Source organism: Rhodospirillaceae bacterium (assembly GCA_028819475.1).
Classification (GTDB): domain Bacteria; phylum Pseudomonadota; class Alphaproteobacteria; order Bin65; family Bin65; genus Bin65.
In genome coordinates this window covers 1-16,771 of record JAPPLJ010000031.1, presented here as the reverse complement: position 1 = coordinate 16,771, position 16,771 = coordinate 1, and the positions used below count along the sequence as shown (strand labels likewise).

General features: G+C 67.1%; 11 protein-coding genes. 7 read left to right on the top strand and 4 right to left on the bottom strand.

The window, feature by feature from the left end:
• From ftsA to OXM58_09890, 7 genes are all read left to right on the top strand, one after another.
• On the top strand, window positions 1-1,284 hold the full coding sequence (gene ftsA, locus OXM58_09920) for a cell division protein FtsA (protein MDE0148680.1): 1,284 nt from the start codon (window positions 1-3) through the stop codon (window positions 1,282-1,284).
• Window positions 1,285-1,389: 105 nt separating this feature from the next.
• Window positions 1,390-3,267: a cell division protein FtsZ gene (gene ftsZ, locus OXM58_09915; protein ID MDE0148679.1), complete on the top strand. Its 1,878-nt coding sequence runs from the start codon at window positions 1,390-1,392 to the stop codon at window positions 3,265-3,267.
• A 212-nt stretch (window positions 3,268-3,479) separates the two neighbouring features.
• Complete coding sequence (lpxC, locus tag OXM58_09910) at window positions 3,480-4,472, top strand: UDP-3-O-acyl-N-acetylglucosamine deacetylase (GenBank protein MDE0148678.1); 993 nt, start codon at window positions 3,480-3,482, stop codon at window positions 4,470-4,472.
• A gap of 209 nt (window positions 4,473-4,681) precedes the next feature.
• Complete coding sequence (locus OXM58_09905; protein ID MDE0148677.1) at window positions 4,682-5,602, top strand: outer membrane protein assembly factor BamD; 921 nt, start codon at window positions 4,682-4,684, stop codon at window positions 5,600-5,602.
• A 48-nt stretch (window positions 5,603-5,650) separates the two neighbouring features.
• A complete protein-coding gene (gene recN / locus OXM58_09900) occupies window positions 5,651-7,321 on the top strand; it encodes a DNA repair protein RecN (protein ID MDE0148676.1) in 1,671 nt (556 codons plus the stop codon).
• Window positions 7,318-9,441, top strand: coding sequence for an NAD-dependent DNA ligase LigA (gene ligA / locus OXM58_09895; GenBank protein ID MDE0148675.1), 2,124 nt, complete (start codon window positions 7,318-7,320; stop codon window positions 9,439-9,441). Before recN ends, ligA begins: the two co-directional genes overlap by 4 nt.
• 133 nt (window positions 9,442-9,574) lie before the next feature.
• Window positions 9,575-10,849 (top strand): MFS transporter, encoded by a 1,275-nt coding sequence (locus OXM58_09890; GenBank protein ID MDE0148674.1) that lies wholly within the window; start codon window positions 9,575-9,577, stop codon window positions 10,847-10,849.
• Window positions 10,850-11,468: 619 nt separating this feature from the next.
• Here the strand turns inward: OXM58_09890 and OXM58_09885 are convergent.
• The 4 genes from OXM58_09885 to OXM58_09870 form a co-directional block, all read right to left on the bottom strand.
• Entirely contained in the window at window positions 11,469-12,446 is a 978-nt protein-coding gene (locus tag OXM58_09885; protein ID MDE0148673.1) for an NADPH:quinone oxidoreductase family protein, read from the bottom strand.
• Between the two features lie 187 nt (window positions 12,447-12,633).
• A complete protein-coding gene (locus OXM58_09880) occupies window positions 12,634-13,311 on the bottom strand; it encodes an FkbM family methyltransferase (protein MDE0148672.1) in 678 nt (225 codons plus the stop codon).
• Window positions 13,308-14,534, bottom strand: a complete 1,227-nt coding sequence (locus OXM58_09875; protein MDE0148671.1) for an MFS transporter — start codon at window positions 14,532-14,534, stop codon at window positions 13,308-13,310. The genes OXM58_09880 and OXM58_09875 overlap by 4 nt, the downstream gene beginning before the upstream one ends.
• A gap of 39 nt (window positions 14,535-14,573) precedes the next feature.
• Window positions 14,574-15,938 carry an amidase gene (locus OXM58_09870; GenBank protein ID MDE0148670.1) on the bottom strand — a complete coding sequence of 455 codons (1,365 nt, stop codon included), beginning with the start codon at window positions 15,936-15,938 and terminating at the stop codon, window positions 14,574-14,576.
• Window positions 15,939-16,771: the final 833 nt, after the last annotated feature.

Sequence of the window (16,771 nt, the reverse complement as noted above, 5' to 3'; positions counted from 1 at the left end):
ATGGCCAAGAGAAACGGCGCCACCGCTGCCGCGAGAAACCAACTGGTCGCGGCGCTGGATATCGGAACCAGCAAGGTCACCTGCATCATTGCGCAGCTCCTGCCGGCCGGTCAGCTGCGGGTGGTCGGCATCGGCAAGCGGGACATGAAGGGAATGGCGCGCGGATCGATCGTGAATATGGACGCCGCGCGCGATTCGATCGCCAACACCGTGCATATCGCCGAGAACATGACCGGCGAGACGGTCAAGTCCGTCATCGTTTCGGTGAGTTGCGGGCAGCCGAAGTCGGAAATCATGTCGTTCGAAGCGCCCATCGCAAACGGGGAAGTCGGCCCGGCCGATATCCGCCGCCTCCTGCAGCGCGGGCAGCGTATCGAAAATGAACTGGACCGCGCCCTCATCCATTCCATTCCGGTCGGTTTCCGGCTCGACGGGGCGCGCGGCATACGCAATCCGCGCGGCCTGTTCGGCGAAACCCTGGGCGCCGAAGTCCATACGGTGACGGCCGAAGCCGGCCCGGTGCGCAGTCTGGCGGCTTGCGTCCGCGGCTGTCATCTGGAAATCGAGCACTTCGTCATGGCGCCCTACGCCTCCGGCCTGGCAACCCTGATCGAGGACGAGTGGACGCTGGGCGCAACGGTGATCGACATGGGCGCCGGAGTGACCGGGGCGGCCGTGTTCATGGACGGCGAAATCGTTTTTGCCGACACCGTCCCTGTTGGCGGCAACCAGATCACCAGGGATCTGGCTCATGGCCTGTCGACACCGATCGAACAGGCGGAGATTCTCAAGGTCCGCTACGGCAGCGCGGTCGGCGAGGCGAGCGACGACAGGGCGATCATCGAAGTTCCCGCCATCGGTGCGGAAGAGAACGCGCCAACCCAACCGGCGCCCAAGAGCCTGTTGACCGGCATCATCCGGCCGCGGGTCGAAGAAACGCTGGAACTGGTGCGCAGCCGGCTGCAGGACACGCCGTACCTGTCGCGCGCCGGTCGCCGCATCGTCCTGAGCGGCGGCGGCTGCCAACTGAAGGGCGTGCCGCAACTGGCCAGCACGATATTCGACGGCAAGGTCAGGATCGGCCGCGCGATCCCCTTCGACGGTCTCGCGGAATCCGCAATGGGCCAAGCCTACACGGCATGCACCGGCCTGCTCCGGTTTGCCGCCGAGCACCGCGCGGATACCGAAGGAATCAGCAGCGCACTCGGCGCACTCGCAGCGGCGCAAACGCGCGACCCCGGTCTGCTCGGCCGGTTCGGAAACTGGCTCAGAGAACATTTCTAATGCACCGAAATCTTCCTTCCACCCTTAACCGAGGATCCACGATCTTCCCTTCGCCGCGCGCCGCCCCAGCAGCGGCCTGACGGAAGGCTCACCAAGGAGGCCACGATGACCCTCAAACTTTCCATGCCCAAAACTCCGCCCGAACTGCGGCCGCGTATCGTCGTTTTCGGGGTCGGCGGCGCAGGCTGCAATGCGGTCAGCAACATGCTCACCTCGGATATCGAGGGCGTCGTGTGCGTTGTGGCGAATACCGATGCACAGTCCCTCGCCCAGTCCGAATGTGAGCGTCAGATCCAACTGGGCCTGAGCATTACACAAGGCCTCGGCGCCGGTTCGCGGCCGGAAATCGGCCGGGCATCCGCCGAAGAGGAAATCGATCAGATAGTCGAGCACCTGAACGGCAGCCACATGGTGTTCATTACCGCTGGCATGGGCGGCGGCACCGGCACGGGCGCTGCGCCGGTGATCGCACGGACAGCCCGGGAACACGGCATCCTTACGGTCGGCGTGGTCACCAAGCCGTTCCATTTTGAAGGTGCGCAGCGTATGCGCCTCGCCGAAAGCGGGCTTCAGGAACTTCAGGATGTCGTCGATACGCTGATTGTCATCCCGAACCAGAACCTGTTCCGCGTCGCCAATGAGCAGACGACGTTCGCCGACGCCTTTCGAATGGCCGACGATGTCCTGCATTCGGGCGTGCGCGGAATCACCGATCTGATGGTGATGCCCGGCCTGATCAATCTGGATTTTGCCGATATTCGCTCGGTGATGTCAGAGATGGGCAAGGCGATGATGGGTGCGGGTGAGGCCCAGGGCGACAACAGGTCGATCGAGGCAGCTGAATCGGCGATCTCCAATCCGCTGCTGGACGATGTCTCGATGAAGGGCGCGCGCGGCCTGCTGATCAACATATCCGGAGGCCCCGACCTGACCCTGTACGAGGTCGACGAGGCGGCCAACCGGGTACGCGACGAAGTGGACCCGGCCGCCAGCATCATCTTCGGCTCGACCTTCGATCCGGCTCTGGAGGGCAAGATCAGGGTATCGGTCTTTGCAACCGGAATCGACAGCCCGGTGGAGGTGTCCCAACGCCCGACCGAACTCAGGGTCCTGAGACCGGCCACGCACGAAGCCGAACCCGAGGCCGCAGAAGCTCCGGTCCCCGGAGACGCGGCGGCCGCCGCCGTTTCGACGTTCGAAACAGTCGATGCAGCAGCCGTCCGGGATATGCCATCCGAGGCTGAAATCCCGGATCCGGCAGCCGCCGCAGATACCGGCAAGGCCGAACCGCAGTCGGAAATGTTCGCCGATGCCGGCGCTGCCGGACATGCCGAAGCAGTGGAAACCGGCGGCGCCGGCGGGATCGGACGGGTCGAAACACCGCCGGTTGAAGCTGCATGGGCCGAGGCGGCGGCAGTCGAAACCGTTCAGGAAGCGACGGCACACGCAGAATCGCCGCCGGCCGGCGCCGCTCCGGTTGATGTCGCGCCGGTAGAAACCGCTCCTGTCGAAAGACCGACCGACCTTGCCCAGAAAGTGGAGGAAATGTTGACCCCCGCCCGGCCGGCGATGGTCGAGGAAACGCCGGATACGCGGCCGGACCTGCGCTCGGTCCTGCGGCCGGAAGGGCGGCCCGCCAACCAGCCGGCATCGTCCGAAGCCGGGGCCGGAACCGGTCGGCGGGAGTCGATGTTTTCGTTCCTGCGCAGCCGGCGCAAGGATTCGGCCAAGGCTGCCGACCGGGCGTCCAATTCCGGTCGCGGGAACGACGACGGAGACCTTTCGCCCGGTAATCCGCCCGGAGACGCACAATCCGAGTCGACGGTCCGGCTGATCACCGACTCCGATCGTTCCCGCCGCGAAGCGGCCGACCGGACTGTGCGGGCTCAAACGCCGGGACCCGGAAGCGACCGGAAGGAGGAGCCGTCCGCCGAAGACGATCTCCTTGAAATTCCGGCTTTCCTGCGTCGGCAGGCAAACTGAGTCCGGCGCTGGCAGAATCGTGTAACATGGCGTAACAAAGCGTGATTTGTGTGACTTGGCGCCATTTTGGTAGAAAACGGGCCGGCGACCCCATGGGTCGCCGGCTCTTTGTCGGGATGACACCGATGTCCGGGGGAGCGCTGGCAGAAAGGCCGGCGAAGACGATCGGTCCTTCCGTTCGGAGTTGTTCGGGGTAATTGGGGTATTGCCGCATGGATGCGATAGGCACGCCGGAAGGGTTCCGGGCGAACGGTTACGCACAGCGGCCGGCTGATCGCAGCAACGTCCTCCAGACGACGCTGAAAGACGAGATTTCCTGCACCGGACGCGGCCTCCACTCCGGTGCGAAGGTCAGCATGGCCCTGCTCCCCGCGGAAGCCGATACCGGTATCGTTTTCCGCCGGACCGATCTGGCCGGCCGGGGCGCGGAGATCGCCGCACGGTGGGACAATGTCGTGGACACGAGAATGTGCACGACCATCGGCAACGCCGAGGGCGTCGTCGTCGGTACGGTCGAGCATCTGGTGGCGACGCTGGCGGGCCTGCAGGTCGATAACGTCACCGTCGAAGTGAACGGCCCCGAAGTACCGGTCATGGACGGCAGCGCGGAGCCCTTCGCATTCCTGGTCGAGTGTGCCGGCATCCGGGAACAGGACGCACCGCGCCGAGTCGTCGAAATCCTGAAACCGGTGTCGGTCGGCAACGGCGAGAAATCCGCCGTCCTCATGCCGGGCGCCGGGAGCACGTACAGTTTCGAAATCGAATTCGCTTCCGATGCGATCGGCCGGCAGGTGCGCACATTCGACCTGTCGAACGGCGCCTTTCGCCGCGAGCTGGCTTCGGCGCGTACCTTCGGGTTCCGCGAGGAGATCGAAGCGATGCACGCCTCGGGGCTGGCGCGCGGCGGTTCCCTGGCCAATGCGGTCGTCGTCGACGGCGGCACGGTCCTGAATCCCGAAGGCTTGCGTTTCCGTGATGAATTCGTCCGCCACAAGCTGCTCGATTCGCTGGGCGACATGCGGCTTGCCGGCCACCCGATGCTCGGCCACTTTCACGGCTACCGGTCCGGTCATGCCCTGAACATCGAACTGCTGCGTCGCTTGTTTGCCGACGACAGCGCCTGGCGCCTGGCCGAGACGGCTGGCCATGTCGCCGCCGGAGAAAGCGCCGAAGCCCGGATGCGCGCTGCCCGTGCGATCGCCTGACCCGGCGACGGCGGGCGGGCTCCCGCCCCGGCTTGCCTGCCACAATCTCCGAAACTGCTGACCCGATCGCCAAGCGAAAGACCCGTGGCGCCTGCCGTAGCGGGTATGCTATGAAATTATCGCGCAGATTCGGGGGTCGGTTGCATCTCGAATCGGGCAGTGCCCTCATCGTGAGATCCGCTCGCATGATAGCCAGAACCTTCCGAGCCGTGATTCGGCCCTGTTTGCGGACTGCGGCAGTCGTTCCCGTCTGTGCGGCGCTCGTCGTTGGCGGTTGCGGTTCGCTAAACCTTTTCGGCGAGGACGCGGACGAGACCTATATCGAAGGCTCGGTCGAGCAGCTCTACAACCGGGGCATGGACCTGATGGAAAAAAGGGAATTCGCCGAAGCGACCAAGTTCTTCAACGAGGTCGATCGGCAGCATCCCTATTCCGTCTGGGCGCCGCGGTCGCAGTTGATGGTGGCCTACGCCAACTACCAGGCGAAGGATTTCGAAACGGCCCGGCTGACGATCGACCGGTTTCTCCGGCTCAATCCGGCGCATCGCGACGTCCCGTATGCCCACTATCTGAAGGCGCTGTCCTTCTTTCAGGATGTGCGCGACACGAAACGCGATCCCGGCCCGACAAGGGCGGCCTACGAGGAATTCACCCTGGTCGCCGAGCGCTTTCCATCCTCGAAATACGCCGACGATTCACGGCGCAAAGCGAACGTGCTGCGCGATCATCTCGTCGGTCACGAAATGGAGGTCGGCCTCTTTTATCAGGGCAAGAACCAGCATCTGGCGGCGATCAACCGGTTCAAGACGGTGATGCAGGAATATCAGGGGTCCCGCTACGTTCCGGAAGCGCTGCATCGCATGACCGAGAGCTACGTCGCCCTCGGCCTGCGCAACGAGGCGCAACGGACCACGGCGGTTCTGGGCCGGCATTTTGCGAAAAGCCAATGGTACGGCCATAGCCAGGCCCTGTTGAAAGGCCAGCGCACATCGCCGGTCAGGGCGGCGACCCCGGCCGCCGCGCCGAGCGGCGGCACGGAAAAGAAAGAGGCCGCGAAAGCGCCGCCGAAAACGGCGGAAAAAAGCAGCAAGAAATCCTGGTTCGGTCGCCTTTTCGACCGGATTTTCTGATGCGGCCGGCCGATAGCGCGGCAGCTGATTGATCGCCTGCCAGCGGGAATGCTCACCGGCCTTTCGATCCGCAACCTCGTATTGATCGAAGCGCTCGATCTGTCGTTCGGGTCCGGGCTGACAGCGTTGACCGGCGAGACCGGCGCCGGCAAATCGATCCTGCTGGAGTCCCTCGGCCTGGCGCTGGGCGGACGGAGCGACGCGCGCATTGTCCGCCGCGGTGCGGACCGGGCCAGCGTTTCCGCGAGCTTCGAAATCGATCGCCGGCATCCGGCCGGCACGGTGCTCGCGGAACAGGGTCTGGACGGGCACGACGGCGAATTGATCCTGCGCCGCATCCTGGGCGCCGACGGCCGCAGCAGGGCCTTCGTCAACGACCAGCCCGTCAGCGTCAGCCTGCTCCGGTCGATCGGGGCGGCGCTGGCCGAAATTCACGGCCAGTTCGACCAGGCCGGCCTGCTCGATACCGCGAACCACCGGCAGATGCTCGACAATTTCGGCGGCCATCGCCGCGATCTCGCGGCGGTCGCAGACGCCTGGGAACGCCTGACCGCGGCCCGTGACGCGCTGGACCGCGCCGAGCGAGACGCCGAGGAAGCGCGGCGGGACGAAGACTATCTGCGCCACGTCCACGGCGAGTTGAACGAGCTTGCCCCGGCGGCCGACGAGGAGGAAACCCTGGCTTCGGAACGCGCACGGCTTGCCAACAGCGGCAAGCTGATCGAAGCCGCCCATGAGGCCATCGCAGCGATCGGCCCGGACAGCCGCACCGACGAGGCGCTGGGCGCCGCCGCGCGGGCGTTGGAAAAAGCGGCGGCGCTGGCGCCCGACCTGCTCCAGCCTGCGGTCGCCGCGCTCGACCGCGCCACCATCGAACTGAACGAGGTTTACAGCGCTGCGGTGGAACTTGCGGCGCGGGCCGACGCAGAGCCGGATCGGCTGGAGACGATCGACGACCGGCTCGCCGCCCTGCGCGATGCAGCGCGGAAGCACCGCTGCGAGGTCGGCCAATTGCCCTTTCTACTCGACCGGATCGCGCAGCGGCTGGCGTCGATCGACGACAGTTCCGGGGCGCTCGCCGAGGTGCGCAGGCAGGCGGACGAAGCCAATCTGGCGTATCGCAGCGCCGCCAGGACACTGGCCAAGGCCCGCCGCGCCGCCGCCGATGCGCTCGATGCGGCGGTCGCCCGCGAACTGCCGCCCCTGAAACTCGACCGCGCCCGCTTTGTCACGCGGGTCTCGCCGCTCGACGACCGCAAGGCGTCCGCCAAGGGCCTCGACCGGATCGCCTTCGAGGTAGCGACGACGCCGGGCGCGGAACCGGGGCCGATCGGCCGCATCGCCTCCGGCGGCGAACTGGCGCGCATCATGCTGGCGCTGAAGGTCGTCCTGGCGCAGGACGACGGCCCCGGCACCGTGATATTCGACGAGGTCGATTCCGGCGTCGGCGGCGCAACCGCTGCGGCCGTCGGCGAGCGGCTGGTCCGCCTCGGCGCCCAGGCGCAGGTTCTGGTCGTTACCCATTCGCCCCAGGTCGCCGCCAGGGCGCAACAGCACTGGCGCGTCACCCGGACCGACCGGGACGACAGTGCCGTCGCGTCGGTCTCCCTGCTGGATGCAAACCAACGGCAGGAGGAGATCGCCCGGATGCTCTCCGGCGCCGCCGTCACCGATGAGGCGCGCGCCGCCGCCACGGCATTGATGGCGACGGGATCGTGACTGCCGGAATACTCACAGAGGCGCTGACCAAAGCCGAGGCAAAGGCGGAACTTGCCCGGCTCGCTGCGGAGTTGAAGCGGCACGACGCTGCCTATCATCGCGATGACGCGCCGCAGATCAGCGATGCCGAATACGATGCCATGCGCCGGCGCAACCGGGCGATCGAAGCACGCTTCCCTGCGCTGCGGCGAGCGGACAGCCCCGAAGGCCGGGTCGGTGCGAAGCCGCGGGAGGGTTTTGCGCAGGTCGGGCACCGCGCGCCGATGCTCTCCCTGTCCAACGCCTTTTCGCGCGAGGATGTCGAGGAATTCATCGACCGGGTCAGGCGGTTTCTTTCCCTCGACGGGGGCGAGCCGGTTGAGGTCGTCGCCGAACCGAAAATCGACGGCCTGTCGGCGACGGCGCACTATCGCGACGGCGCGTTCGTCCTGGGGGCGACGCGGGGCGACGGCGCCGTCGGCGAGGACGTGACGGCCAACCTGCGGACGGTGGCCGACCTGCCCGATTCACTGGACGGCGCGGCTCCCCCCTACATCGAAATCCGCGGCGAGGTGTATATGCGCAACGACGATTTCGCTGCGCTGAATGCCGGCCGGGAAGCGGCCGGCCTGCCGCTCTACGCCAACCCGCGCAATTCCGCGGCCGGATCGCTGCGCCAGATCGATCCGGCGGTCACCGCAGAGCGAAAGCTGCATTTTTTCGCCTATTCCTGGGGCGTGCTCGAAGACGGCGGCGCGGCCGCCGATATCGGCCGGACACAGTCGGATTTTCTGGATCGCCTCAGGGGCTGGGGGTTCAGCGTCAACCCGTTCGCCCGTGTTTGCCGCTCGGTCGACGACATGATCGCGCTGTACGACCGGGTCCAGACCGAACGCGCCGCCCTGCCCTACGACATCGACGGCGTCGTCTACAAGGTCAACCGGCTGGACTGGCAGGCCCGCCTCGGCATGGTCAGCCGGGCGCCCCGCTGGGCGACCGCCCACAAGTTCCCGGCGGAGCGGGCGCAGACGGTATTGAACGAAATCACCATCCAGGTCGGCCGCACCGGAGCGCTGACGCCGGTCGCGAACCTCGAGCCGGTGACCGTGGGCGGCGTCGTCGTCTCGCGCGCGACCCTCCATAACGAGGACGAGATCGCCCGCCGGAAGATCCAGGAGGGCGACACCGTCGTCATCCAGCGGGCCGGCGATGTCATCCCCCAGGTCGTCGAGGTGCTGCTCGACAAGCGGCCGGACGGCGCCAAGCCGTTCGTTTTCCCGGAGACCTGCCCGGCCTGCGGCAGCCACGCGGTCCGGCCCGAGGGCGAAGCGGTCCGCCGCTGCACCGGCGGCCTGATCTGCCCGGCCCAGAAGGTCGAGCGATTGAAGCATTTCGTGTCGCGCAACGCCTTCGATATCGAGGGCTTCGGCTCGAAGCACGTCGTCGCCTTTCTGGAAGACGGACTGATCGAGACGCCGGCCGGCATCTTCCGCCTGCACGAGCGGGCGACCGAGCTGAAAGAAAGGGAAGGCTGGGGCGACCAATCGGTCGACAACCTGCTGGGCGCGATCGAGGACCGGCGCCGGATACCGCTGCACCGGCTGATCTACGCGCTCGGCATCCGGCAGGTCGGCGAGGCGAGCGCCCGGCTGCTCGCCCGGCACTACGGATCGTTCGGCGCCTGGTGCGCGGCCATGCGCCAGGCGGCGGCGGAACGGGAGCGCAACCCGGAGGCGGCCAAGCCGGCCGAAATCGGCGAGGCTTTCGCCGACCTGTGCAGCATCGACCAGGTCGGGCCGGGCATGGCGGACGATCTGGCCGCCTTTTTCGGCGAGCCGCACAATCTTGCCGTACTCGACGACCTGACCGGCGAGCTGGATGTCGAAGACGCGGAGGAAGTCGCCACAGAATCGCCGGTCGCCGGCAAGACCGTCGTCTTCACGGGGACGCTGGAACGGGTGGGCCGGAGCGAGGCCAAGGCGCGCGCCGAAGCCCTGGGCGCCAAGGTGGCCGGATCGGTCTCGAAGAAAACGGATCTCGTTGTCGCCGGGCCGGGCGCAGGGTCCAAGGCCAAAAAGGCCGAAGAACTGGGAATCGAGATTCTGACCGAGGACGCGTGGTTCGCCCTGATCGACGGGTGAAGCGACGCAATTCATCCGGGCGGCCCGCCACAACTTTGCGCATGGGCAGTCTGCCAATCCGTCGCTTTGCTTCCGCCGGGCTGCGCGGCACACTCTGCGCCCTCTCTCAAGGCCCTGACCGGACCCTTTCTCCTTGCGCCTCAGTCTCAAGTCTTTCGGCGGCGTCTCACGTGCGTTGGCGCACCGGGAATACCGCTTCTACGTCAGCGGGCATGTCGTCCACGTCATGGGCTGGTGGGGCAACCGGATCGGCCTGGGCTGGCTGGCCTGGGAACTGACGCGCTCGCCCTCCTTCCTCGGCATCATTGCGTTCGCTTCGCTGATCCCGGTCATGGTCATCGGGCCGTTCGCCGGCGCGCTGGCCGACCGTTACGGCCATCGGCGCGTCGCGCTGCGCTCCGGAACCGGCCTGTTCCTGACGACCTTCGCCATCGGCGCCATCGCGCTTGCCGGACATATGACGGCGCCCCTGCTGGTCGCGCTCACCCTGCTCCAGGGTCTGTTCTTCGGCATCGACTTCCCGGCGCGCCAGTCCCTGATCCCGCAACTGGTGGACCGGGCGTCCATTTCCGCCGCTGTCGCGTTCAACGCCAGTTCGTTCCACCTGGGCGCGTTCATCGGGCCGCTGATCGCCGGATTGCTGATCACCAGGATCGGCAGTGGCGCATCTATCCTCATGTCCGCCTGCACCTCGGCCTGGATGCTGACCATGATCTGGCTGATCCGGCGCGACCCCGTTCGGCCGCGCGAACCCGGCGCGCCGGGTATCCTCGCCGATCTGGTCGAAGGCTTCCGCTATGTCGGCCGGACGCCGTCACTCCTGTTCCTGCTCAGCCTGTCGTTTGCCGGCGGCCTGCTGATCCGGCCCTTCCACGATCTGCTGCCCGGCTTCGCCGATACCGTCTTCGGCCGCGGCGCGGAAGGGCTGGCGACGCTCAACGCCGCGGCCGGTCTGGGCGCCCTGGCCGGCGCGCTGTTCCTGCTGGTCCGCGGGCGGACCGAAGGCCTGACCCGGATCATGCTGACCGGCGCCTTCGCTGCCGGTTCCGCCCTGCTTCTGTTTACGCTTACCGAAAGATTCTGGCTGGCGGCCGGGTTCATCTTCCTGGTCTCCCTGTCGCTGCTGTCGGTGCAGGTCGGGTCCAACAGCCTTCTGCAAACCATCGCCCGGCCGGACATGCGCGGCCGAACGATCAGCATGAGTTCGTCCGTATCGGTCGGCGGCCCGGCGCTCGGCGCCCTGATCATGGGCTTCCTGGCCGACCGGTTCGGACTGCAGACGGTTCTGGGATTATCGGCGGTGGCCGGCATCGTGATCTATATCGTTCTGGCGCCGGCGCTGCTTCGCCACCGGAAGTCCATGGAGCACGATCACCATCGCCAGATAGACGTCGCCCCGGCTAGCTGACCTTCAACACAACTTTCCCGATCGCTTCGCGCCGATGGAATATGGCTGCTCAACGAATGGAGACCGCCTCATAGATAACCGAGGCCCTTTAGCCAATCAATGAGCCGACGAACAGTCCTACGGTCCAACAAGCGCTGCGACTCAAGAGCGGTATTTCAAGCGTACATGAGAGAGTCGCCGCGACCAGAAGAACGGCGACAACCGAGACACTCCAAACGAAAATCCTGCGCCCCATTCCGCTAGTCCCCTGTTTGGACCCGGCCGACAAAGAAGACCGGAAAGTGCCGAATAAACCGCGAAGCATGCTACCTGTCTCCTACTGGGTGCGGACAAGGTATTCCTCAACGTGCAGAAGATTGATAGTCCCGGTATCTGATTACTTGCGATATCGACTGGCACTCGATCCCGCGTCCAGCCGGTGGCGCCGCCCCTCCGAAACAAGCCCGGCCCCCAGACCTACAGCCGCCAAATCTAGAAGTGCCGCAACGAAATCAAGCGCCTGTGTCAGCGATTGGCAGGTTCCGCCCTTTTTTCTTCAGCTGGAAAACCGGGAGCACTGTTTTTCGACTTTCTGCTCTTCGTACTAACCGTCGAAGGGAGGCGCAGGAACCGGTGCGTCCTAGCTGACCTTCAGCACAATCCTTCCGACGGCCTCGCGCCGTTCCAGCATGGCAAAGCCGGCCCGGAAATCCTCCAGCGGCAGTTCGGCATGCACGGGCATCCGGGTCTTTCCTTCCCGCGCAAGCGCCCAGATCGCATCGAGATTCTCCTTTCCCCGATCCGGGAAGCGGCGCCCGTATTCGCCGGCGCGAACGCCGACCACGCTGAAGCCCTTGATCAGCGGCATGTTTGTGGCGACTTCGGCAATCCGGGCCGAGGTGAAGCCGATTACGAGCAGGCGGCCGTCGAAGGCGATGCAGCGCACCGACTCGTCGAACATATCGCCGCCGACCGGGTCGAAGATGACGTCTGCGCCGCGACCGCCCATCAATTCCTTGACCGGCTCGCGAAAGCCGTCGCCGGTTTCGAGCACATGGTCGGCGCCCGCCGCTTCGAGCGCAGCGGCCTTGGCAGGGCTGCCCGTTGTGGCGATGACCCGCGCGCCCAGCACCTTGCCAAGGCCGACCGCCGCCATGCCGGTACCGCCGCTCGCGCCGTGGACCAGAAGGGTCTCGCCCGGCTGCATCGCGGCGCGGCGCACCAGCGCGACATAGGCCGTGAGATAGGCGACCTGGTAGGCCGCGGCCTCGGTATCGGACAGGCCGGGCGGTTTCGGGCGCAGTTGTCCGGCCGGAACCTTCAAGAAGCCGGCAAAGCTGCCGTACCGCGCCGCGCCCGCCACCGCATCCCCGAACCGGAATGCCGTCACCTCGGGCCCGACGGCCGCCACAGTCCCGGCGACATCCATGCCCGGCACGAACGGCGGCGGCGGTTTGAGCTGATAGCCGCCCCGGCACATCAGCAGGTCCGGAAAGTTGATGCCGGCCGCCCGAACCTGCACGAGCACCTCGCCGGGACCCGGTGCCGGCAGGGCGACATCGCGGATCGCCGTGCCGGAAAAATCCTCGCTCAGGCGTTCGCAGACTACGGCGCGCATCGCTCGGTCGTCCCGGTCTGGCTCTCGGACCTTGTCACCTGCTCTCCTTCCGGAACGTGTCCGATTCTATCGAAACCGCCGCTTCGGATAGAGAAGATCGGAAATCCGGGGCCCGGGGCCGCAGGCATGGGCCTTTCTGGTCGCAGGGCATTTGTAACCGATCGGGGCGCCGGCCGGGAAGCGCGGCCTATCCCGCCTGCCGCCGCATGAACACGCCGTCGATCTGGAGCTGGCGGGCGATGTGGCGGCTGAAATAGCCGGGGATGAAGAGATGGGCGGCGTAGCCGAGCGATTCCATTCGGTCGAGCATGGCGCGCCAGTCGGTTTCGCCCTCGTAGATAGGCTCGATCGAGAGTTCGAGCTGCCAGCCGGCGATGCGCGCCATGACGGGTTCCGCGCCGTCCAGCACCGCGCTTTCGTAGCCCTGGGTATCGGCCTTGACGAAGGCCGTGTCATCGTCGCGGACATAATCGCCAAACACGGTGACGAGCCGACGCAGCGTCACGGTCTCCCGACCGACCATCGCGGACGACGGGGTGAAGCGCATCGCGCTCCCGGCGAGCGGCAGGGCCGAGCTCATGTCGGTCTCGGCGGAGATGTTGAGCGCGATCTCGCCGTCCGCGCCGCCGATCGCCATGGCCGGCGCGACCTGCCAGTTGCCGTCGGCCGCGGCCCGCTCCTCCAGCGCCGGGCGCACGGCCGATTGCGGCTCGAAGGAGACGATCCGGCCGCGCCACCCGGCGCGCCGCAGATAGCCGCCGTATTCGCCCCTGTGAGCGCCGATATCGAGCACGACGGTGACGCCGAAATGCCCGAGGATCGTCACCAGATTTTCCCAGTGGGTCGGTTTCGGTTTCCGGCTCATGCCGAAGCCTCCTGCCCGGATTTTTTGTCCGTCGGGCGGCGGCCGAGCCGCCACAGGATGAACGGCCCGAACAGCGCGCCCAGCGCCATGGTCGCGAAGGCGACCATCCAGCCGGTTTCCGACGCGCCGCCGGCCAGATCGAGCGCGATGCCGACGGCGGTCGTGCCGAGGAAACCGGCACCGAAGCCGAGGGTCGAGTGCAGCGCCAGCGTCGCGCCCCGCCGCCCGGCCGGCGCGGCGGCGATGGCCCCGGCAGTCAGCGACGCCGAATCGGCCAGCAGCGGGATGCCGTAGAACAGCCCGACCAGGCAGACCAGCCAGTAGGGTGCACCGGCCAGCGCCCCCAGCGCCAGCGCCGTGACGGCGGAGAGAAGCATGACGCAGGCGATGGTGCGCCGCCGCCCGGCGCGCATGGCGATTTCGTTGCCGACGATGCTGGCCGGCACGCCGACCAGCCCGATCACCGTGGCGACGAGGGTGGGCGCGAGCCAGAGCGGCGCCCCGCCTTCCTGCGCCGCGACCCAGGTGAGATAGGCGACCAGCCAGCCGCGCAGGGCGAACAGTTCCCAGACATGGCCGGCATAGCCCAGGATATAGCCCATGGTCGGCGGGCTGCGCAGCACGGGGCGGACGTCCAGCAGATGGCCGACCGGCAGCTGGCGCTCCGTCAACGGCCGCGTCGTGGCGGCGACCGCGAGCCCGGCGATCCAGGCCCCGGCCGCCGCCAGCCCGAAGGCCCAGCGCCAGCCCAGCAGGTCGCCGGCGATGCCGGCGAACAGGAAGGACAGGCCCGAGCCGATGCCGAAGGTCGCCGTGTAGAAGGCGATGTAGCGCGACTGTTTCGGCCCCTCGAGCCGGTCGGTCAGCACGCGCAGGCCGGGCATGTAGACCCCGGCCAGGCCGATGCCCATCAATGTGTGCAGGACGGCGGCGCTCAAGAAGCCGTCGGCGAGCAGCGCGAAGCCGAGCTGGGCCGCGCCCGACAGCGCCGCCGCAGAGAGAAAGACCCACAGGGCATCGAACCGGTCGGTCAGCAGCACCAGGATCGCCACCGACGCCATGTAGCCGCCGAAATAGGCGCCGTTGACGATGCCGGCCTCGGTGTTGCTGAGTTGCCATTCGACCATCAGGCCCGGCATCAGCGCCGGGAAGGTCGCGAAGCCGAGCATGCCGAGCGACTGCGCCAGGCACAGCACGAAGACGAGGCGAACGGCGCCGCTCACGGCGATGCTTCGAACGGATTCATGGGCTCGGCTGTCCGCTCAGTGCGCCGCCAGAGCCGCCTCTATAGCCTTGGCGACGGCCAGGTTCCTGCGGTCGCCCAGTGTCTCGCCGACGACCATCAGGCCGACCGGCGCCTCGCCCGGGCGATGGATGGGCAGGGTCGTGGCGCAGCGGTCGAGGAAGTTGAACGCCGCGGTATTGCGCAGCATGACGAGGTTGGCCTCGCCGAAAGCGGCATCGTCGCCTTCCAGGTCGGCGATCCGCGGCGCGACGCGCGGGTTGGTCGGCATGAGGACGGCGTCGAACGGGGCGGTCAGTGCATCGGCCTCCCGGCAATAGCGGGCTCTCGCCTGCAGCAGGTCGACATAATCGGCGCCACTTATATTTGCGCCGTTCAGGATGCGCGCCGCCACCCGGTGGTCGAAATCCTGCGGGCGGATTTCCAGGTCCCGGCGGTGCAGGGCCAGAGCCTCCGCCGCCGCGAGCCCGCCGGCGGTGCTGAGCCGCGGGATGTCGGCGAGGATCGCGAAGAGCAGGTCGATCAGCCGGGCGCCGGCCGCCGAGAGGCGGGTCAGCGCCACCTCGAAGGCCGCGACGACCGGTTCCTCCAGCCCGTCCAGGACCAGAGACTGCGCGATGCCGAGGCGCAGGCCCTTCGCGGGAATGTCGGGCAGCGGCGCCGGGTCCTCGCCGGCCATCACGGCGTCGATCACGGCGCAGCAGTCGACCGAGGCGGCGAGCGGGCCGATGCTGTCGAGGGAGAAGGAGAGCGGGAAGCAGCCATCCTGCGGCACGCGCCGCGCCGTCGGCTTGAAGCCGGCGAGGCCGCAAAGCGCCGCGGGAATGCGGACCGAGCCGCCGGTATCGGTGCCGATGCCCGCGATCGCCATGCCGTCGGCGACCGAGACCGCCGCGCCGGAGGAGGAGCCGCCGGGAATCCGCCGGTTCTCCCGGTCCCATGGATTGGCCGGCGTGCCGTAGTGCGGATTGATACCGATGCCGGAATAGGCGAACTCGGTCATGTTGGTCCGCCCGACGAGGATCGCCCCGGCGCCCTTCAGCCGGCGCACGATGGCGGCGTCGGCGGGGGCCGGCTCCGCATCCTGCCGGATGATCGACCCGGCCCGGGTGGTCTCGCCGGCCACGTCGAACAGGTCCTTGATCGAGACCGGCATGCCGGCGAGCGGGCCGAGATCGACGCCGGCTGCGCGCATCGCGTCGGCGTGCTGCGCCTGTTGCCGGGCCGCCGCGCCGTAGTGGTGGAGGAAGACGAGACCGCCCTCCCCGTCCGGCGCCTCGGCCCGGGCGCAGGCTTCGTCGACCAGCGCGGCGGCGGTCGTGTCGCCCGCGGCGATGGCGGCCCGCTGGCGGGCGATGGTGTCGAGGGGCGGCGTTGGCGGCATGGGACGGCTCCGGACGGCAGCGGACGAATCGCGATTGTCCTTACCGGAAGCGCGCCGTCATGGCGAGCGCGGGACGGACCGGCGCTATTGCAGGCATGTCATGAAATGTCATGATTCGTCATGTTTCTCCGTTTCCGGCCGAATGCCGCGCCTCTGGTCCGGCAGCCCCTCCCCGGGAGATTCCGTTGCGAAAAAGGGCACTGACCGAATCCCCCTCCCCTTGGGATTCCTCTGCGAAAGGGTGTGCCGGACGGGCCAGACGCCGGGAAACGGCCGAATTTTGAATGAATATTCAAAATCAGTTTGCCCAAGTCTTTGAAATCGCTCTGTTTTTTGGAATTAAACAGACCGTTCTAAATAATACGTTTTTTTGCACCCGGCGTCCCTAACCCTTTGGAATCGTTGGAAAGACGCTTCTCGGAAGTGCGCAAAAACACTTTCGATAGGAATTTTTCCAGTCGCCTGGCCGAGCGGGAGCGCCGGTCGACACCGGGGGCGGCACCGCCGGGCAGGATCGGGGGCACGATGGCCCGGCGGAATCGGAGGGTCGAACCGGACGGGGTCCGGCCGTCAAGCCCAATGGCGCATGGGGCGGCGCACAGGATGGCCGACTGGCGGCGGGCCGGAGAGCGGGAAAGACGGAACGGTCCCGCACGGTCCTCCGCCGGTTTCTTCGTTTGCTTCTTTTGGGGGAGCGTCGGCCGGCCGCGGCAGGCGCACTTCGGGCGTTGACAGAGCCGATATAGGGCGCGGGCTCCGCCATGTCAAGGAATATTAAGGCTTTATTCTAATCGCGTAGTGGTGTCTCATATTTGTCACAGACAAGCCATTCT